This window comes from Achromobacter kerstersii, from assembly GCF_902859595.1.
GTDB lineage: Bacteria > Pseudomonadota > Gammaproteobacteria > Burkholderiales > Burkholderiaceae_B > Achromobacter > Achromobacter kerstersii.
On sequence record NZ_CADIJQ010000021.1, the window covers coordinates 1 to 17,888 of the forward strand.

Annotated in this window: 18 protein-coding genes; 13 read left to right on the forward strand and 5 right to left on the reverse strand. The window is 66.1% G+C overall.

The genetic code is table 11. The annotated features are described in order from the left end of the window. Positions 1 to 278 precede the first annotated feature (278 nt). Positions 279 to 1,262 carry an AraC family transcriptional regulator gene (locus HV765_RS30900; RefSeq protein ID WP_175172051.1) on the reverse strand — a complete coding sequence of 328 codons (984 nt, stop codon included), beginning with the start codon at positions 1,260 to 1,262 and terminating at the stop codon, positions 279 to 281. Between the two features lie 279 nt (positions 1,263 to 1,541). Here HV765_RS30900 and HV765_RS30905 point away from each other — a divergent pair, with 279 nt between their 5' ends. Genes HV765_RS30905 through HV765_RS30930 form a run of 6 tightly spaced genes read left to right on the forward strand, consistent with a single transcriptional unit; the run spans position 1,542 to position 7,324 of the window. After that, on the forward strand, positions 1,542 to 2,720 hold the full coding sequence (locus HV765_RS30905) for an ABC transporter substrate-binding protein (RefSeq protein ID WP_175172053.1): 1,179 nt from the start codon (positions 1,542 to 1,544) through the stop codon (positions 2,718 to 2,720). 48 nt (positions 2,721 to 2,768) lie between these two features. After that, positions 2,769 to 4,013 carry a dienelactone hydrolase family protein gene (locus HV765_RS30910; RefSeq protein WP_175172055.1) on the forward strand — a complete coding sequence of 415 codons (1,245 nt, stop codon included), beginning with the start codon at positions 2,769 to 2,771 and terminating at the stop codon, positions 4,011 to 4,013. Positions 4,014 to 4,022: 9 nt separating this feature from the next. Beyond that, complete coding sequence (locus HV765_RS30915) at positions 4,023 to 5,372, forward strand: aromatic ring-hydroxylating dioxygenase subunit alpha (RefSeq protein WP_054423261.1); 1,350 nt, start codon at positions 4,023 to 4,025, stop codon at positions 5,370 to 5,372. After that, positions 5,363 to 5,896: an aromatic-ring-hydroxylating dioxygenase subunit beta gene (locus HV765_RS30920; RefSeq protein ID WP_175172056.1), complete on the forward strand. Its 534-nt coding sequence runs from the start codon at positions 5,363 to 5,365 to the stop codon at positions 5,894 to 5,896. Before HV765_RS30915 ends, HV765_RS30920 begins: the two co-directional genes overlap by 10 nt. Next, positions 5,896 to 6,504 (forward strand): cysteine hydrolase family protein, encoded by a 609-nt coding sequence (locus HV765_RS30925; protein ID WP_054423263.1) that lies wholly within the window; start codon positions 5,896 to 5,898, stop codon positions 6,502 to 6,504. The genes HV765_RS30920 and HV765_RS30925 overlap by 1 nt, the downstream gene beginning before the upstream one ends. 13 nt (positions 6,505 to 6,517) lie before the next feature. After that, positions 6,518 to 7,324, forward strand: coding sequence for an SDR family oxidoreductase (locus tag HV765_RS30930; protein ID WP_175172058.1), 807 nt, complete (start codon positions 6,518 to 6,520; stop codon positions 7,322 to 7,324). A 74-nt stretch (positions 7,325 to 7,398) separates the two neighbouring features. Here the strand turns inward: HV765_RS30930 and HV765_RS30935 are convergent, their stop codons facing one another. Then, the gene (locus HV765_RS30935; protein WP_175172060.1) at positions 7,399 to 9,162 is read right to left on the reverse strand and encodes a DUF342 domain-containing protein; all 1,764 of its coding nucleotides are present in this window, start codon (positions 9,160 to 9,162) and stop codon (positions 7,399 to 7,401) included. A gap of 234 nt (positions 9,163 to 9,396) precedes the next feature. Between HV765_RS30935 and HV765_RS30940 the strand changes: the two genes are divergently transcribed. Continuing rightward, on the forward strand, positions 9,397 to 10,155 hold the full coding sequence (locus tag HV765_RS30940; protein ID WP_054423265.1) for a lytic transglycosylase domain-containing protein: 759 nt from the start codon (positions 9,397 to 9,399) through the stop codon (positions 10,153 to 10,155). Positions 10,156 to 10,236: 81 nt separating this feature from the next. Here HV765_RS30940 and hemL read toward each other — a convergent pair whose 3' ends face one another. The 3 genes from hemL to HV765_RS30955 are packed head-to-tail and all read right to left on the reverse strand — an operon-like array spanning position 10,237 to position 13,021. After that, the gene (gene hemL, locus HV765_RS30945; RefSeq protein ID WP_175172061.1) at positions 10,237 to 11,514 is read right to left on the reverse strand and encodes a glutamate-1-semialdehyde 2,1-aminomutase; all 1,278 of its coding nucleotides are present in this window, start codon (positions 11,512 to 11,514) and stop codon (positions 10,237 to 10,239) included. A 5-nt stretch (positions 11,515 to 11,519) separates the two neighbouring features. Continuing rightward, positions 11,520 to 12,179: a thiamine phosphate synthase gene (gene thiE / locus HV765_RS30950; RefSeq protein WP_175172063.1), complete on the reverse strand. Its 660-nt coding sequence runs from the start codon at positions 12,177 to 12,179 to the stop codon at positions 11,520 to 11,522. Then, positions 12,176 to 13,021, reverse strand: coding sequence for a hydroxymethylpyrimidine/phosphomethylpyrimidine kinase (locus HV765_RS30955; protein WP_420840203.1), 846 nt, complete (start codon positions 13,019 to 13,021; stop codon positions 12,176 to 12,178). The genes thiE and HV765_RS30955 overlap by 4 nt, the downstream gene beginning before the upstream one ends. 125 nt (positions 13,022 to 13,146) lie before the next feature. On the opposite strand from HV765_RS30955, the gene HV765_RS30960 reads away from it, so the two are divergent. From HV765_RS30960 to HV765_RS30985, 6 genes are all read left to right on the forward strand, one after another. Next, positions 13,147 to 13,311 (forward strand): rubredoxin, encoded by a 165-nt coding sequence (locus tag HV765_RS30960; RefSeq protein ID WP_003814980.1) that lies wholly within the window; start codon positions 13,147 to 13,149, stop codon positions 13,309 to 13,311. Positions 13,312 to 13,464: 153 nt separating this feature from the next. After that, positions 13,465 to 14,052, forward strand: coding sequence for a YqgE/AlgH family protein (locus HV765_RS30965; protein ID WP_175172065.1), 588 nt, complete (start codon positions 13,465 to 13,467; stop codon positions 14,050 to 14,052). Next, on the forward strand, positions 14,045 to 14,446 hold the full coding sequence (ruvX, locus tag HV765_RS30970) for a Holliday junction resolvase RuvX (RefSeq protein ID WP_175172067.1): 402 nt from the start codon (positions 14,045 to 14,047) through the stop codon (positions 14,444 to 14,446). Before HV765_RS30965 ends, ruvX begins: the two co-directional genes overlap by 8 nt. Before the next feature lie 21 nt (positions 14,447 to 14,467). Beyond that, positions 14,468 to 15,391 carry an aspartate carbamoyltransferase gene (locus HV765_RS30975; protein ID WP_175172068.1) on the forward strand — a complete coding sequence of 308 codons (924 nt, stop codon included), beginning with the start codon at positions 14,468 to 14,470 and terminating at the stop codon, positions 15,389 to 15,391. Next, entirely contained in the window at positions 15,388 to 16,695 is a 1,308-nt protein-coding gene (locus HV765_RS30980) for a dihydroorotase (RefSeq protein WP_175172072.1), read from the forward strand. The genes HV765_RS30975 and HV765_RS30980 overlap by 4 nt, the downstream gene beginning before the upstream one ends. Next, positions 16,692 to 17,432, forward strand: coding sequence for a lysophospholipid acyltransferase family protein (locus tag HV765_RS30985; RefSeq protein ID WP_054423272.1), 741 nt, complete (start codon positions 16,692 to 16,694; stop codon positions 17,430 to 17,432). Before HV765_RS30980 ends, HV765_RS30985 begins: the two co-directional genes overlap by 4 nt. The last annotated feature ends 456 nt before the right edge of the window (positions 17,433 to 17,888 follow it).

The following is a 17,888-nucleotide window of genomic DNA, read 5'->3' on the forward strand; positions in this document are numbered from 1 at the left end:
GGCGGCTGCACTCTACGCTGGGCTATCTGACGCCGGCTGCCTATGAAGCCAGCCAGCGTCCAAAAAACACCTATCGACGTGTCCACTAAAACTTGACCACCACAGGCCGCGCGGGCGGCCTTGTGGGGCTTACGCGATGTGGTGCGTCGTGGTGATGCGCGTCGCGCTGCTGCTTAGCGCGCGTAACCCATCAATCGCTCTCTGTCGCACGGTTCGCATCGCGTTGCGCGTCAAGTGGACCTTACGCCACGTGCCGCGCGTCGCCCCTCAATTGCTCTCTACGCCACGCGCCTCGTCTCTCTCGGCAATTCGCCGAACCGTTCCCGGTAATACTCCGAAAATCTCCCCAGATGTCCGAAGCCTACGCCTAGCGCGACTTCCGTCACGCTCGTTTGCGCGTCGGTCTTCAGCTTGCGCCTTGCGGTGTCCAGCCGTAAGGCGCGCAGTGCGTGCATTGGCGTGGTGTCCCGGTGCTCTTGAAACAAACGGGTCAAGGCGGTGGCGCTGGCGCCGGCGTGGCGGGCGATGTCGGTCAGGGTGAGTGGGGCGGACAGGTGGTCGCGCATGTAGGTTTCGGCCAGCGTCAGGCGGCGGGGGACGGCGGGGGAGTGGCCGGCTTGCTGCTGCCAGGTGTTGGGCTGGTTGTAGAGCAGGTGCAGGACCAGCGTGTCTTCCATGTGCTCCAGCCACGCGGCGGGCGGGCGCGGGGCGCCGTCGTCCAGTGTGGGCAACAGGTGGATCAGACTGGTGACCATGCTGCGCCAGGCGGCGCCGATGGGGTTGTCCAGGCGCAGGGCGGGGCTGAAGTCCAGCGGGCGGGTGGCGGCGTCGCCGAAGGCGCGGCGGCCGATGGCTTCGAGTTTGCCGCGCGGAATCTTCAGCAGCAGTTGTTCGCAGCCGGCTTCCCAGTGCAGCCGCAGCGGGCGGTTGGGGGCGATGACGGCGGCGCAGTCGGGGTTGGCGTTGACGCGCTCGTCGCCGCATTCGATACAGGCGCGGCCCCGTAGCGGGACTTGCACCAGCATGAAGTCTTGCAGGCGGTCGGGTTCGATGTGGACTTCGGCGCCGTAGCGCAACGTACAGACCGTCAATGCGCCGAAGCGGCCGCGGTTCAGCTCGGCGTCCACGCGGCCGCCTTTCCATGTCAGCCGGTGGTCTTTCAAGGCTTCGGACACGCGCGCGCGGGTCTCGTCTTGTTGGGTGGAGCTGAATACACGCCGTTTGAAGAGCGGCGCAAGCGCGAGTCGGGACCAGCCTTGCATGGATGCCTCCGGGACGGGAACGCTCCCGTGTCAGCGGCCAGAGTAATTTAAACGTCAAGCGTTTGGAATTAAGTGAATCCCGGATAAGACTGGCCGGAATCGGATAGAGCCGGGCTGGCGGGCGGCATACGCTAGCCGCAAGGTCCTCCCGGCACGTCTTGGAGGGCGTCGTCGCGGCGCGTAAGCTTGGCGACTTTGATCGGCAGCATGCGTGAACCGACGGCAGACGGGATCTGTCAGCTTTCCGCCAGCGCGGCTGGCGACGAATCGGGGTGGCACATGAATCGAAATCTCTGGAGCCGGCGCGCGCTGGCGGCGTTGGTTTGCATGTCTGCGGTGGCTGGCGCTTCGGCCGCCGACCAGGTCAAGGTTGGCTTGCTGACCACGTTGTCTGGTCCGGGTTCGGCGCTGGGCAATGAAATTCGAGACGGGTTCAATCTGGCGCTGCAACATACCGGCGGCAAGCTGGGCGGGTTGCCCGCTGAAGTGGTGGTGGCGGACGATCAGCAGAAGGCGGACACGGGCCGTCAGGCGGTGGAGCGGCTGCTCAAGCGTGACCGCGTGGATGTCATGACGGGCATCGTGTTTTCGAATGTGTTGCTGCCGGTGATGCCGGCCATTTTGCAGTCGGGCACGATTTATCTCAGCACCAATACCGGGCCGGAAAACTACGCTGGCGCGGGCTGTAACCCCAATTTCTTTGCGGTGGCCTGGCAGAACGAGGACATTCCCGCCGCCATGGGCAAGTACGCCGCGGACCAGGGCTTCAAGCGCGTGGCGCTGATTGCGCCCGATTATCCAGGCGGCCGCGAATCGCTCAACGGTTTCAAGCGTCTGTACAAGGGTGGCTTGTCGGAAGAGATCTACACCCAGCTTGGCCAATTGGACTATGGCGTTGAGATCACGCGCCTGCGCGCGAGCAAGCCGGATGCCGTGTTCTTCTTTCTGCCCGGCGGCATGGGCGTGAATTTCATCAAGCAGTTCAACGGCGCTGGCTTGTCGAAAGACATCGCGTTGCTGGCGCCGGGTTTCTCGGGCGACGAGGACACGATCGCCGCGGTGGGCGCGCCCATTGCTGGGCTGCACAACACGTCGCAATGGGCGGCTGACCTGGATAACCCGGCCAACCGCAAATTCGTGGACGACTTCAAGAAGACGTACAACCGCAGCCCGACGCTGTATGCCTCGCAAGGCTATGACGCGGCCATGCTGCTGGACAGCGCCGTGCGCCAGACGGGCGGCAAGCTTGAGGCCGACGCGCTGCGTGCGGCGCTGCGGCGCGCGGATTTCAAATCGGTGCGGGGTGACTTCAAGTTCAACCGCAACCAATATCCGATCCAGAACTATTACCTGCGCGTCGTCGAGGCGGGCGCGGATGGCAAGCTGGGCAACAAACTGTCGGGCACGGTGCTGACGCAGTACCAGGACCCGTTCGCTGCCGCCTGCCAGATGAAGTAAGGCAATACGCATCGCGCACTGCGCATTGCGCATCACAAGGAGAATCGCATGACCCAGAACATCACGACGCGTGAGGTGACGATACCCTCGCACGATGGCAAGTCCTTTGGCGCTTACCTGGCCGTGCCGGCCTCGGGCCATGGCCCGGGCCTGGTGCTGTGCCAGGAAATTTTTGGCGTGAACGACTTCATGCGCCGCGCGGCGCAGTTGCTGGCCGAAGAGGGCTATGTGGTGCTGGTGCCGGATTTGTTCTGGCGCCAGCAGCCCGGCATCCAGCTGACCGACGGCCCGGCCGACATGCCGCGCGCGTTCGAGCTGTACAAGGGCTTTGACGTGGAGCAGGGCTTGAAAGACATCGCGTCCACCATCGCGCAGTTGCGCGAGCTGCCTGAACAGCAGGGCGGTGTGGGCGTGCTGGGCTATTGCCTGGGCGGCAAGCTGGCGTATCTGGCCGCGTGCCGCACCGATGTGGACGTGGCCGTGGGTTATTACGGCGTGGGCATTGAAGACAGCCTGGACGAAGCGGCGACCCTGCGCGGCCGGCTGGTGCTGCACATTGCCGAGCAGGATGGCTTCTGTCCGCCCGCCGCGCGCCAGCGCATCCTGGACGCGCTGGGTGGCAAGCCCGGCGTGGAACTGTACGTGTACCCGGGCATGGACCACGCGTTTGCGCGCACGGGCGGCGATCACTACGACAAGCCGTCCGCCCTGATGGCGCACCAGCGCAGCATGGCGGCCTTGCAACGTGCGATCGGCCCGGAGTTCGATTATTCGGCCTTGTGGGACAAGCACTGCGAGTACGAATTCGGCACGCGCGACGTCGCTGCCACCATGGCTACGATGGTGGCCGAGCCTTACGTGAACCATATCCCGACCATGACGGGCGGTGTGGGCCACAAGGAGTTGTCGCGCTTCTATCAGCATCATTTCGTTAACAGCAACCCGCCGGATACGCGGCTGATTCCGCTGTCGCGCACGGTGGGCGCAACCCAGATCGTTGATGAACTGCTGTTCTGCTTCACGCACACGACCGAGATCGATTGGCTGTTGCCCGGCGTTGCGCCGACCGGCCGCCCGGTTGAGATTCCGCTGATCGCCATCGTGAAGTTCCGCGGCGACAAGCTCTATCACGAGCACATCTATTGGGACCAGGCCAGCGTGCTGGTGCAGGTGGGTTTGCTGGACCCCAAGGGGCTGCCGGTGGCGGGCCGCGAAACGGCGGCGAAGCTGCTGGACGAGACCTTGCCGTCCAACACGCTGATGGCGCGTTGGAAAGACAGCGCCAACAAGTAGGAGAGCGACATGTCTTACACCGAAGAACAATTGGCCGCGATGGTGCGCGGCGATAGCGTGCACCGCGGCGTGTACACCGACCCGGCCATTTTTGATCTTGAGATGCAGCGCATCTACGGCCGCGCCTGGATCTACGTGGGCCATGAAAGCCAGGTGCCCAAGACGGGCGACTATCACACCACCCGCGTGGGCGACCAGGACGTGCTGATGGTGCGCGCCTCTGATGGCCGCGTGCACGTGCTGTACAACCGCTGCCCGCACAAGGGCGCAAAAGTGGTGGCCGATGGCGAGGGCTGCGTGGGCAAGTTCTTTCGCTGCCCCTATCACGCATGGACGTTCAAGCTGGATGGCAGCCACTTGGGCGTGCCGCTCAAGCAAGGGCTGGAAGGCACGTCGTATGACCCCACTGACCCGGCGTTTTCCATGCGGCGCCTTGCGCGCGTGGAAAGCTATCGCGGCTTTGTGTTCGCCAGCCAGTCCAAGGAAGGCCCCGAGCTGACCGACTTTCTGGGCGGCGTGCGCTCGTCGATCGACAACCTGTGCGACCGTTCCCCGGTGGGCGAAGTCGAAGTGGCAGGCGGCATCTTCCGCGTGATGCAGCGGTCGAACTGGAAGGTGTTCTACGAGAACCTGCACGACACCATGCACGCCCGTGTCACGCATGAATCGTCTTACGCCGCGGCCCGCGACGAGGCCAAGGAAATGGGCGAGATGCCGCTTGAGCTGCACATCATGGACGGCAACGGCGAGCCCTACGAGTTCTGGGAAAAGCTGGAGCTGCGCGCCTATGACAACGGCCACGGCTACATGGAAGGCATCTTCAACCCGGGGGCGGCCGAACGCGACCCGGTGTCGCGCGCGCACTTCGAGACCCTGACGGCCGCCTACGGCGAAGATCGCGCCCGCGAGATTCTGGGCATGAACCGCCACAACACGGTGATCTACGGCAGCGGCTCGCCGCACACGGTGTTCCAGCAGTTCCGCGTGATCCGCCCGATTGCCGTGGACCGCACGCTGATCGAGATCCAGACGTTCCGCTGCAAGGGCGCACCCGACGGCGTGTTCAAGCGCGCCATGCTGTACGCCAACGTCATCAACTCGCCGTCGTCCAACGTCATGCCGGACGATATCGAACTCTATAACCGCTGCCAGGAAGGCAACGCCACGCGCGGCGGCGAGTGGGTCAGCATGCACCGCTACCACGGCAGCGACCGCAGCGACGCCGACGGCATGGTGTCTGTGAACGGCACCAGCGAATTGCCCATGCGCAACCAATTTCGCGCGTGGAAGACTTATATGGAAGCCGGCGCGGCGCCGAACGGGAACGCGTCCGCCACGGGAGAAGGCGCATGCTGCTAGATCTGGAATTCGACGTCAGCACAACGAACCTGTCGCCGGCGGATGTGCCGGCGGATGCCTACCACCGCATCGCCCAGTTTCTGTATCGCGAGGCGCGGCTGCTGGACGAGCGGCGCTATGACGATTGGCAGGCGCTGTGGACGCAGGACGGCATGTACTGGATGCCGCGCACGCACGAACAGCAAAGTCCGTACGACCACATTTCGCTGTTCTGGGAAGACCGCATGCTGCGTGACGTGCGCATCCGGCGCCTGGAGCACCCGCGCAACTGGTCGCAGCAACCGCCCACGCGCAGCGTGCGGCTGGTGGGCGGCGTGCAGGTGGAAGGCGTGGATGCGGGCGGCAATCTGGTGGTGCATTCCGTGTTCCAGATGACGGAATGGCGCAAGCGCCAGCCGCGTCAGCTCGCCGGCCGCTACACGCACAAGCTGGCCGCCGACGGCGACAGCTGGCGCATCCGCATGAAGCGCGTGGACCTCGTCAATTGCGACGACGTGCACGATGTGTTCGAGGTGTTCGTTTGATGATGACGGACACCGCGGTGCTGGCGCTGCACTATCAGAATGACGTGCTGCATCCCGACGGCAAGATCCGCGTCGGGCTGGATGCCGACAACGGCGCGCGCCAGCGCCTGCTGGATAGCGCCGCCGCCTTGCTGGACGGTGCGCGCAAGCAAGGCTTGCCCATCGTGCATGTGCGCATCGCGTTTCGGCCCGACTACGCCGACCTGCTGGCCAACTGCGAGATCTTCCGCAACGTGGCGACCATTGGCGCAGTGCCGGAAGGGCAGTGGGGCAGCGCGTTCTATGACGGGTTGCAGCCGCTGCCCGGCAGCTCGCGCGAGTTCATCGTGAAGCACACGCGCATCAGCGCCTTTTACGGCACGCCGCTGGAAGAAACGCTGCGGGTGATTGGCGCGCGCCGGCTGGTGGTGGCGGGCGTGGCGACGCATTCGGTGGTGGAAGGCACGGTGCGCCACGCGGCGGATATCGGCTTTGATGTGATGGTGGCGGAAGATGCGTGCGCGTCCGCCGATGAAGCGGTGCATCAGGCGTCGCTTGCCAGCATGCGGCTGATTGCGCAAACGGGCTCGGTGGCGGATGCTGTGCGCTGGGCCGCCGCGCCGCACTGATCAAGGATTGTTCATGGATTTCTCAGGCTTTCCCGGCTTGGCCGGCAAGACCGCCATCGTCACTGGCAGCACGCAGGGCTTGGGCGCCGACATCGCGCGCGGGTTGGCGGCGGCGGGCGCCAATGTGGTGCTGGTGGGGCGCAACGCGTCCGCCGGCGAGGCGCTGGCCCAGGAGCTGGGCGAACGCGCCCTGTATTGCGAGACCGACATCGGCCAGGACGCGCAGATCCAACGCTGCATTGATGCCACGCTGGCGCGCTTCGGCCGGCTCGACATCCTGGTGAACAACGCCTGCCAGTACGCGGACCGGGGTCTCGCGTCCTCGCGCGAGGAATGGCACAGCACGCTGGACACCAACCTGGTGTCGGCCGCCATCTTCACGCAAATGGCGGCGGCGCACCTGCCGCGCGGCGGGGTGGTGGTGAACATGGGCAGCACGGGCGGCAAGTTCGGGGCGGCGGGGCGCGCGCTGTATCCGGCGTCCAAGGCGGCCATGCTGCAAATTACCAAGAACTTCGCGGTAGAGCTGGCGCCGTCCGGGGTGCGCGTGCTGGCGGTGTCGCCGGCGTGGACGTGGTCGCCGTCGGTTGAGCAATTGTCGGGGGGATCGCGCCAGGCCGCCGATGCGGTGGGCGCGCATTTTCATCCGCTGGGCCGCGTGGGGTCAGGTGACGAGATTGCCGCCGCCGTGTGCTTTGCGTGTTCGGATGCCGCGTCGTGGATGACGGGTGTGGATATCCCGGTGGATGGCGGGTTTTCCATCCTGGGGCCAGACCGCGGCATCTCGCCGCGGGTCTGGTTCAAGGAACTGGCGCCTTGATGTTGGCGTCTTGATGTGGCGTGATGGCCGCGGGTGGGTGATCTGACGGCGGCCGGATCACCCCGGGGGCGAGGTCAGCGGATGACGATCTCGCCTTCTTCCAGCCCAGCCTTGCCGCCGACCTGGTCTTCCAGGAATTCCTGCATCTTGTTGCCCAGCTGGATCTTCGTGCCGCTGCAAAAGCGCCGCGTGGCGGTGATCATGGCGGTATGCAGGGGCTGAAGGTCGCGGATCAACTGGCCTTCCTCTTCTTCCAGCGCCAGCAGGTCGCCCGCGAATTTGACGTGCGTATTGCGGGCGCGCTCGGCCACATCAGCCGGGGCACGCTGCGGGTTGGCTTGCAGGAAGATCAGCAGCTGTTCCAGCTTGGCCTTTTCTTCGTTCATCTTCAGGCGCTTGCGCGTCAGCGCCGAACGCTTGATGTCGGCGTGAGGGTCCAGACCCGCCTGGATCAGCGTGGGAATGCCCGAGGGCGAACCCAGCGTACCCGCGCGCACCGCGTTCAAGGCGCGCGTCTGGCCGCCGGTGATGGCGCTTTGCTGCGTGTTCGGCGGGCCGACCAGCACGCTGCCGCCGGCGGCGATGCTGCTTTGGCGGATTTCGCGTTCCACCTCTACGTCTTTGCCCGCGCTGATGATGGCGTTTTCAATGAACTTCGCCTTCAGCGTGCCGCCACAGACGATGTGGGCGGTGCGCGCAGTGGCGGCGGCGTCTTGCAGCGCTTCGGCCATGCCGATGATGCCGCCCTTGACCGTGACGCTGCCACCGGCCTCGACCAGCGCGGCTTCGATGGTGCCGTTGACCACCACGTCACCTGTCACGCGCACTTCCATGGTGGCGGCGATGTCGCCGCGCACCTGCAACGAACCTTCAAACGTGATGTTGCCGGTGGACAGGTTGACGGCGTCCACTTCCACCATCGGGTTCACCTGCACGCCCTGGCTGATCAGCGTGGGCGTGCCGGCGATGGTGGCGCGCAGCAGCAGCGGATCTTCCGGGTCGACCGCTACGCCGGACAGCTCCTTGGAGAAGGGCGTGTCGGGCATCTCGTCGGGCAGCACGGGTTCGCCCAGCACGTTGGTGCCGTCCACGCCGGGCAACGGCGGAATGCGGCGCATCAGCGGGGTGCCGGGCGACACCAGCAGCAGGCTGCCCAAGTCGCGGTAGTCCACATGGGCCAGTTCGTCGATTTCCTGGGTGCGCGGTTTCAGGCGATCAAGCAGGCTTTCAAAACGCGTGGGGGTGCCGCGCGTGGGCGGCGTGCCTTGGGCAATCATCACCGTTTCGCGGCGGCCCTGTTCGACCGCTTCGGCCAACGCTTGCTCCAGCACGCCGTGCACAATGCCGCGGTCGGCGATGGCGTGGCGGACCATGTCCAGCGTGACAGGCTGACCGCCCTTGGGCGGATGCAGCGTCAGCAGCGCGCTCATGCGCGACGGGTCGAGCTCCAGTTCGAACGAGCCGTCGACGACCTGGCCTACGGGAAACTGCACCGGCTCGGTGGCGCTGCGGCAGCGTTCGATGAAGGCTAGCGCGGCGTGGTTGTCCAGCGCGTCGGCGGTCCAGCCGTGCGCGACGGCGGCGGCGGTCAGCGTGTCCCAGTTGGGAGCGTCTGGATTGATGTGGGGGGCGGGGTCCACCGCGACGGCGGTGTCGGTGTCTTGCTCGGAAGCGGCTTCGCCGCTTGCATCTGCGGGGGCGGCGTCCGTGCTGGCGGCGTCGGCCGTGGGGTCATCGTCTGGCAACGGCGCTTCGGGGCGCGGAGGCGGCGTGTATAGCGCCGTCAGGACGTTGGTCGTGGCATCCAGCACCAGCTGGAGCGTGTTTTCTGCGTCCATCTCAGCCTCTCCCGCCTGGCACGAAGCGGCCAGGTTCATTCATTTGGTAAATAAACGAAATATTGCGACATATTCTAGCGCAGCGTCGGTCATCTGTCCTAGTTACGGCCCTGTTTCACATTGGGATTTGACTCGCGGCGGGGGACTAGGACGTAGGACCGAGCGACAAACCGGACTGATCGCCGCAGCATAGGGACTCGCCAACGCGTCTTTGGACGCCGCCGGAGCCCCGACATGCAATGTCCTCACCGATCCATTCTGCCGGCCTTTCGCGCCCTTCTGGCGCGAGCCGGGGGCGTGGCGGCGCTGACGGCCATTGCGGCGGGCGCGCTGGCGCTGGCGCCCGCAAGCCCTGCCCAAGCCGCCGATATCTACCGCTACAAAGACCCCTACGGCGTCTGGCGCGCCATGAAAGTGCCCACCGGCTACGCCAAGTATTACAAGCGGGCGCAGGCGCGCACCGTGTGGCGGGGCAACGGCATCAAGGTCTGTCTGGAATGCCCGCCGCAGCCGGGGGACGGCGCGAAACTGGCATCGCTTTCGTCGACGCCTACTTCCCGCGCCCTGCGCTGGGGGGACGCCAAGCCGCCCACCGCGCACGACGGCCTGATCGCTCGCGCGGCGCAGGATTCGGGCGTGGACCGGGCGCTGCTGACGGCTGTCATCGCGATTGAATCGGGGTTTCGCAGCGATGCGCGTTCGCCCAAGGGCGCGCTCGGCCTGATGCAATTGATGCCGTCGACGGCCGCGTCCGTGCTGGCGGTGGATGACATCGAGCGCGCGCTGGTGGACCCGGCGACGAACGTGCAAGCGGGCTCACGCCATTTGCGCCGATTGATCGACCAGTACCCGGGCCGCTTGGACCTGGCGCTGGCGGCGTATAACGCGGGGGAAGGGGCGGTGCGCAAGTACGACGCGGTGCCGCCGTATGCGGAAACGCAGGCGTACGTCAGGGACGTGACGGCCTTGTACGAGCGCTACAAGACGCCTTGAGCAAGGCGCTGCGGGACTGTCAGGTGCGAAGTCCCGCGAGCTGATTCAGGGACGCCCGGCATAGCGGGCGCCCCGCAAGGCTTACATCGCCGCGAAAACCTTTTCGGCGATATCCAGCGTGGACTTGATCACGGCGTCGTCATGCGTGGCCGACACGAAGCCCGCTTCGAACGCGGACGGCGCGAAGTGCACGCCGTGGTCCAGCATGGCGTGGAAGAAGCGGTTGAACGCCGCCGTGTCGCACTGGGACACTTCGGCGAACGTGGCCGGCACCGAGTTGCTGAAATAGATGCCGAACATGCCGCCCACGGAATCCGCGGAAAATGCCAGGCCGGCGGCGCGGGCGCGTTCTTGCAAACCCTGGGCCAGCTTGGCGGTCTGGGCGGACAGCTTCTCGTAGAAACCGGGCGCGGCGATCAAGCGCAGCGTGGCCAGGCCCGCAGCCACGGCCACCGGGTTGCCCGACAGCGTGCCGGCTTGATACACGCCACCCAGCGGGGCGATGTGTTTCATGACTTCGGCGCTGCCGCCAAAGGCGCCCACCGGCATGCCGCCGCCAATCACCTTGGCCAGCGTGGTGATGTCGGGCTTCACGCCCGTCAGGCCCTGCACGCCTTGCGGGCCGACGCGGAAACCGGTCATCACTTCGTCAAAAATCAGCAGCGCGCCGTGCTGCGTGCAGACCTCGCGCAAGCCTTCCAGGAAGCCGGGCGCGGGCTTGATCAGGTTCATGTTGCCGGCAACCGGCTCAACGATGATGCAAGCGATGTCGGCGCCGTGCTGCGCAAAGGCCTCACGCACGGCGTCCAGGTTGTTGTATTCGAGGGTCAGCGTGTGCGACACGAATTCCGGCGGCACGCCCGCCGAGCTGGGGTTGCCGAAGGTCAGCAGGCCGGAGCCCGCCTTGACCAGCAGGCTGTCCGAGTGGCCGTGGTAGCAGCCTTCGAACTTCACGATCTTGGCGCGGCCCGTGGCGCCGCGCGCCAGACGGATGGCCGTCATGGTGGCTTCCGTGCCCGAGCTGACCAGGCGCACTTGCTCCAGCGACGGCAGACGCGAAATCAGCACTTCAGCCAGTTCGATTTCGGCTTCGGTGGGGGCGCCGAACGACAGGCCGTTGACGGCGGCTTCCTGCACCGCGCGCACCACTTCGGGGTGCGAGTGGCCCAGGATGGCGGGGCCCCACGAGCCCACGTAATCGATGTACTGCTTGTCGTCCGCGTCCCACACGTACGGGCCCTGCGCACGCTTGATGAAGCGCGGCGTGCCGCCGACAGAGCGGAAGGCACGCACGGGCGAGTTCACGCCGCCGGGGATGCTGCGGCAGGCGCGTTCGAAAAGCTGTTCGTTACGGGACATGGCGTTCAAGGCTTGCGATGGGTTGAATAGGGCGCGGAGCAGGCCGCCGCGGCGGCTCGGATGCTGGGCGCTTCGAAAAGTCCGGTGATGACGGCGATGGAATCGGCGCCCGCCTGGGCGACGAGCAGCGCGTTATCGGGGGTGATGCCGCCGATGGCGACCACGGCGGGCCGGGGCGCGTCGCGTTCTTCGACCAGACGGCGGGCTTCGGTCAGCACCGACAGCGGCGCGCGCACGGTATCTGGTTTGACGGTCGATGGGAACATCGCGCCGAAGGCGATGTAGTCGGCGCCGGCGTCCAGCAGTTCGCGGGCGCGCGTCAGGTCGTCGTAGCTGGAGCCGCCCAGGATCAGGTCGGGGCCGGCTTCGGCGCGGATGTGCGCCAGGCTGGCGTCTTCGCGGCCGACGTGTGCGCCGTCGGCGCCGACGTCCAGCGCCAGGCGCCAGTCGTCATTGATCAGAAACACCACGCCCAGCTCGCGGCACAGCGGCGCCAGCGCGCGCGCCTGTTCGGCGCGCACCGAGTCGGGCACGTTCTTGCGGCGCAGTTGCAGGGCGCGCATGCCGCCTTCGGCAGCTTTGCGCACCGCCTGCATCAGGCGTTCGGTGTCGTCCCATTCCGGGGTGACGCCATACAGGCCAGCGGGAAAACGCAGCGGTTTCATTGCGGTTGAATCCGGTTGGGAATGCGCCGGCCCATGCCCGGCAGGAAGCTGGCGGCCACCGACGCGTCGGCATGCGCCAGGCCCTGGCGCACGGCTTCGGGCATTTCCAGCCCGCGCGCCAGCATGGCGGTGATGGCGGTTGCGGCCAAGCCGCCGGCGTCGCCGTTGCGATCCGGCGGCGCCTGCCACGGCCAGGTGTGCGTCTGGCCGGCAGGGCCGAGCAGCACGTTGGCGTAATGGCCGGGGCGCTGGGGGCTGCCCAGCACCAGCACCCATTCCGCGCCCGCCGCCACCAGGGCGTGCATGGGCGAAGGTGCGTCCCCGATATCGATGTCGCCATCGGCATGCCACTGCGCCAGGCGCAGGTGCTCGATGACCAGCAGATCAGTTTGCGGCAGCACGAGTTCAAGGGTGGCGGCCAGCAGATCGTCGGCGTCGTCCTCGTCGGCGGCATCCGCCGGCAGCGGGGCGCGCTGGCCCAGGTGCAGCACCAGCGGCACCTGGCTGTAGTCGGCGGCAACTTGCGCGGCAACGCTTGCCGTTTCCGCGGTGTATAGTCCGCCCACCTTGATTGCCTGCACGGACATATCTTCCAGCAGGCAGCGTGCCTGGTCGTCCAGCAGGTCGGGCGAAACGGGATGGATTTCTTCGATGCCGGCAGTGTCCTGCACGGTCAGCGCGGTTACGGCCGCCAAGCCATGGCAACCCAGACGGGCGCAGGTAACGGCGTCAGCGGGCAAGCCGTCAGATCCCGAGGGATCGAGCGGGCCGAAGACCAAAACGAGAGGGGGAGTAACGGGGGCCACGTAGACAGCGCTTGAGCTTGAGCGGGGGACCTGGATTCATTTTGAGGTGAATCAGGGGAACCCCTATTGGGTTTCGGTAAGATTGTCCCCATTCTAATGGAAGCCCCCCACCTTTGCCCCGCCGCGGGGAACCGGGTCGGGATTTGATGTAAGAGAGAACTATGCGTACTTGGATGTGTCTGATTTGTGGCTGGGTCTATGACGAAGAGGCCGGCCTCCCTGACGAAGGCATTGCACCCGGCACCCGCTGGGAAGACGTGCCGCCGAACTGGGTCTGTCCCGAATGCGGCGCCCGCAAAGAGGACTTTGAATTGATGGAAATCTGAAGCCAGACCCGCTGACCTATTCCGCCAAGGCTCGTAAGATGGGGCCACACCCCATCCCTCGTAACCGCAGGACGGTCTGCCGCCAGGCATGATGGGCCACGTTAGCGTGCGCCTCGTCCTCGGTTCTTTCAGACTACCCATGAAGGGGTTGCCATGACGGAAAAACACCACGAATCCGCCTCGACGCAGGCGGCCAACTTTGCCAACCAGTTCCTGATCGCCATGCCCGGCATGGTCGAAGGCAGCCTGGCTGGCTCGGTCATTTACGTGTGTGAACACACCGAACGCGGTGCGCTGGGCCTGGTCATCAACCGGCCCACCGACCTGACGCTGGGCACCTTGTTCGAGCGCATCGAATTGACGCTTGAAATCGGCCCCGTCAAAGACACGCTGGTTTATTTCGGCGGCCCGGTGCAAACCGATCGCGGCTTCGTGCTGCACGCGCCTGCCGGCGATTACAGCTCCAGCATCAAGATGGGCGCCATGGCGCTGACCACCTCGCGCGACGTGCTGCAAGCCGTGGCCGACGGCAACGGGCCTGCCCGCATGCTGGTCACGCTGGGTTATGCCGGCTGGGGCGCAGGGCAGCTGGAAAGCGAAATGGGCCAGAACGCCTGGCTCAGCGTGGGCGCCGACGACCACATCATTTTCGACGTGCCTGCCGAAGACCGTTACCCCGCCGCGCTCAAGCTGCTGGGTATTGATCCGGTGATGCTGGCGGGCGATGCAGGCCATGCCTGAAGAAACCCTGCTTGGCTTTGACTTCGGCGAAAAGAAAATTGGCATCGCCATTGGCAACACGCTGACGCGCCAGGCGCGTCCGCTGGAAATCATCTTCAGTGAACTCCGCGATGCGCGCTTCGGCCGCATCGCCGCCTTGCTTCAAGAGTGGCAGCCCCATCGCGTTGTTGTGGGGCTGGCGCTGGACGCCGACGGCGGCGAACAGCCCGCCACCGCGCGTTGCCGGCGCTTCGCGAATCAGCTGCATGGCCGTTTCGGCATCGCTGTCGAACTGGTCGACGAACGCGGTTCCAGCATGGAAGCGCAACGCCTGCTGGGCACCCACGCGGCCGACGATGCGATGGCCGCGGCTGTTATTCTGCAACGGTATCTAGACTCTCTGCCTGCGACCTGACGCGCGCGGCTCGTCCTGCTTATGCTCAATCCGCAACTTGATCGCCGCGGCGAACTCATTCATCTGCTGACAACGGAAGGGCTGCCGCGGCGCCACGTCGAGCGTCTGCTCGATACCGCGCGAGCCTGGGCCGCAGGCGAACCGCCGCTTGCCACGCCGCGCCCCGTCTTTCTTTCCCTGCCTGACGACGACCCCGACCGCGACGCCTACGCGCAAGCCGCCACGCGCTTGTCGCTGCTGCCGGTTGTGCTGGATGCGCAAGAGGCCGATCCGCAAGCGGGCGATGCCTTGGCCCAGACCGTGTCGCGCTTGGAGCCAGGCGTGCTGGTGCTGCGCCACGCGGCCAGCGGCGCGGCCCATTGCGCCGCCGCGCATGCGGCGCCCGGGCTGCGCGTTCTAAATGCCGGCGATGGCGTGCATGCCGACCCCGTGCCGGCTCTGGCGCGCGTGCAGGCGATGCTGGACATCAAACAAGACCTGACCCATCTGGCCGTGACGCTGGTGGGCGACATCCGCCATTCGCGCGTGGCGCGCTCGCTGATTCACGCCATGACAACGCTGGGCGTGCCTGATGTGCGCGTGGCCGCCCCACGCACGCTGCTGCCGGAAAGCCTGCCGCAGTTGGGCGTGCGCGCATGCGCCACGTTGCAGGAAGGTTTGCAGGATGCCGACGTGATCATCGTTCTGCCCTTGAACATGGAAGCCATCAGCGGCGCGTTGCTGCCTTCCGCGCGGGAATACGCCCAAGCCTATGGCGTGACGCTCGCGACGCTTGCCGCCGCCAAGCCCGATGCGCTGCTGCTGCCCGGTGGCCCGCTGACGCCGGGCGTGGAAGTGGACGGCGATGTGGCCGCCAGCCTGCCGCCCATCGAAGCGCAGTTGGCCGGCATTGAACAACACCTGCGCCTGGCTGCCTTGAGCGTGCTGGCCGGAGACCCGCCATGAGGCTGCACATCGCCCACGGCCGTTTGATCGACCCTGCAAATGGGGTGGACGGGCGGCATGATCTGTTTGTGGCCGATGGCCGCGTGGTGGCCGTGGATGCCGCGCCTGATGGGTTTCACGCTGATCGCGTGCTGGACGCCAGCGGGCTGGCGGTGCTGCCCGGGCTGATTGATCTGTCTGCCCGCGTGACGCAGCCGGCCGCCGGGGCCAACGCGGCCAGCACGGCATTCGCGCCGGCTGAATTGCGTGCGGCATTGGCCGGCGGCGTGACCCGCCTGGTGATGCCGCCGGACCCAGACGGGGCGCTGGACGAACCGGGCAAGGTCGAGTCTTTGATGCGTCACACCGAAGCCGGCCAACCCCGCATTCATCCGCTGGGCGCGATGACGGTGGGCTTGGCGGGCGAGACGCTGACCGAGATGGGCCTGCTCGCACGCGCGGGCTGCATCGCCTATGCGCAAGGTGAGCATGGCATTGCCGATACGCGCGTGTTGTGGGGCGCGATGCGTTATGCCAGCGGCCTGGGCCACACCTTGTGGCTGCGTCCGCAAGACCCGTGGCTGGCGCGTGGTGCGGTGGCGGCCAGCGGGGCGTATGCCGAACGTCTGGGCCTGGAAGGCTTGCCGCCCCAAGCCGAGACGGTGGCGCTGCACACCATTTTTGAACTTCAGCGCGCAACCGGCGCCCGCGTGCATTTGACGCGTCTGTCGACGGCGGCGGGGTTGGAGCTGCTACGTGCAGCCAAGCGGGAAGGCTTGCCGGTGACGGCGGACGTGTCGGCGCATAACCTGCATTTGACCGACGTTGATATCGGTTTCTTCGATACGAATTTTCATGTGCAGCCGCCGTTGCGCGGGCAACGGGATCGCGATGCGATTCATGCCGCGCTGGCCGAAGGGCTGGTCGACGCGCTGTGTTCGGATCACACGCCGGTCACTCCCCAAGGCAAGGCCGCGCCGTTCCCGATGTCTACGCCCGGTGCGACAGCGTTGGAGTTGTTGCTGTCGCTGACGCTGAAGTGGGTGCGGGATCGTCGCCAGCCGCTGATCGAAGCATTGGCGCGCGTCACGTCCGGCCCGGGCGCGGTGCTGAACACGATCACGGCGGGTGTGGCGCAGGCTGGCCAGTTGGGGGTGGGGGCGCCTGCGGATTTGTGTTTGGCTGATCTGGATGCCGAATGGCTGGTGATGCCGGCGGCGCTGCAAAGCCGCAGCGCCGCGTCACCGTTCGCAGGTATGATGCTGCCCGGTCGGGTACGCGCCACCGTGGTCGGTGGCCAGCTGGCCTGGGAGACTTCAGTTTGAAGCTGCTGCGCTTTGTCCTACGGCTGGCTCTGGTGCTGCCGCTGATCCTCTTTGGCCTGTTTTGTGTGGGCCTGGTTTATCCCTTTATCCGCCCGGCCTCGCGCGCGTGGCTGAACCGCACATGGTCGCGGGCGTTGATGGCGGCCTGTGGGCTGCGGGTGTCCTTCAAGGGCCAACCGCGTCTGAGCGGGCCGGTGCTGATGGTGGCGAACCATGTGTCGTGGATCGACATCTTTGTGCTGAATTCCGCCCGGGCGACGTCTTTCGTGGCGAAAAGCGAAATCCGCAAGTGGCCGGTGATTGGCTGGCTGGTGGCGGGCGCGGGCACGTTGTTCATTGAACGCGGCCAACGCCATGCGGTGCACGCGATGGGGGAGTCAATGCAGGCTCGCTTCAAGCTGGGCGATGCGGTGGGCTTGTTTCCGGAAGGCACGACCACTGAAGGCTTTGATCTGCTGCCTTTCCATGCGAGTTTGTTCGAACCGGCGCGGTCGGCGGCGGTTGAAATCCAACCGGTGGCGTTGCGGTTTATGCGTGACGGCAAGCGGGATGGGTTTGCTGCGTTTGTCGGCGAAGAGAGTCTGGTGGCGAATCTTTGGCGGGTGATGGGGACGACGGGGCTGTCGGTGGAGGTGGTGTATCTGCCGGTGCTGGAGGCGCGTCATCCGGATGGGAGTCTGCCTACGCGGTTGGAGTTGTCGCATCAGGCTCGGGATGCGATTTTGGGGGTGCTTTAGGGGGCTTGGCGGTCGGGGGATTTCTTCGGTCGCTTGTTGTTGCGGAGGTTTGTGGGCTTCGTTGGGTGCTTGTTGTTGCGGGGGCGTCAGGCTTCGTAGGTCGCCCATCGGCGCGGTGGCCCTGACTGCGCGCGCCCACGATTGCGGTCCGGAGCCTTCGCTCCGGACTTCCCCCTCGTCATCTTCGTCCAGGCCTACGGCCTTCCCTTCAGATTCCCTCGGGCGCATCGAGGTTGCGCGCAGTCAGGGCCACCGCGCCGACGGGCTGCCGTTGTCTTGGGTCGTGGCGATGCTAGGGGGTGCCTTAGTGACGAGTGCTGCGGGGCCCGCCGAGTGGCGGCCGCGCGGGCGGCCTTACTCGGCTTACGCATCTGTGGGCGTTTCCTTGGTGGTCGCTTTCGCGAATTTGGTGATTCGTTTTCTAATGTTCCCCCCCGTCGGTGTTTGGGGGGTAAA

Excerpts from the sequence above, each read along its gene's own strand:
- HV765_RS30900 (WP_175172051.1), bottom strand. The coding sequence starts at position 1,262 with ATGCAAGGCTGGTCCCGACTCGCGCTTGCGCCGCTCTTCAAACGGCGT.
- HV765_RS30905 (WP_175172053.1), top strand. The coding sequence starts at position 1,542 with ATGAATCGAAATCTCTGGAGCCGGCGCGCGCTGGCGGCGTTGGTTTGC.
- HV765_RS30910 (WP_175172055.1), top strand. The coding sequence starts at position 2,769 with ATGACCCAGAACATCACGACGCGTGAGGTGACGATACCCTCGCACGAT.
- HV765_RS30915 (WP_054423261.1), top strand. The coding sequence starts at position 4,023 with ATGTCTTACACCGAAGAACAATTGGCCGCGATGGTGCGCGGCGATAGC.
- HV765_RS30920 (WP_175172056.1), top strand. The coding sequence starts at position 5,363 with ATGCTGCTAGATCTGGAATTCGACGTCAGCACAACGAACCTGTCGCCG.
- HV765_RS30925 (WP_054423263.1), top strand. The coding sequence starts at position 5,896 with ATGATGACGGACACCGCGGTGCTGGCGCTGCACTATCAGAATGACGTG.
- HV765_RS30930 (WP_175172058.1), top strand. The coding sequence starts at position 6,518 with ATGGATTTCTCAGGCTTTCCCGGCTTGGCCGGCAAGACCGCCATCGTC.
- HV765_RS30935 (WP_175172060.1), bottom strand. The coding sequence starts at position 9,162 with ATGGACGCAGAAAACACGCTCCAGCTGGTGCTGGATGCCACGACCAAC.
- HV765_RS30940 (WP_054423265.1), top strand. The coding sequence starts at position 9,397 with ATGCAATGTCCTCACCGATCCATTCTGCCGGCCTTTCGCGCCCTTCTG.
- hemL (WP_175172061.1), bottom strand. The coding sequence starts at position 11,514 with ATGTCCCGTAACGAACAGCTTTTCGAACGCGCCTGCCGCAGCATCCCC.
- thiE (WP_175172063.1), bottom strand. The coding sequence starts at position 12,179 with ATGAAACCGCTGCGTTTTCCCGCTGGCCTGTATGGCGTCACCCCGGAA.
- HV765_RS30960 (WP_003814980.1), top strand. The coding sequence starts at position 13,147 with ATGCGTACTTGGATGTGTCTGATTTGTGGCTGGGTCTATGACGAAGAG.
- HV765_RS30965 (WP_175172065.1), top strand. The coding sequence starts at position 13,465 with ATGACGGAAAAACACCACGAATCCGCCTCGACGCAGGCGGCCAACTTT.
- ruvX (WP_175172067.1), top strand. The coding sequence starts at position 14,045 with ATGCCTGAAGAAACCCTGCTTGGCTTTGACTTCGGCGAAAAGAAAATT.
- HV765_RS30975 (WP_175172068.1), top strand. The coding sequence starts at position 14,468 with ATGCTCAATCCGCAACTTGATCGCCGCGGCGAACTCATTCATCTGCTG.
- HV765_RS30980 (WP_175172072.1), top strand. The coding sequence starts at position 15,388 with ATGAGGCTGCACATCGCCCACGGCCGTTTGATCGACCCTGCAAATGGG.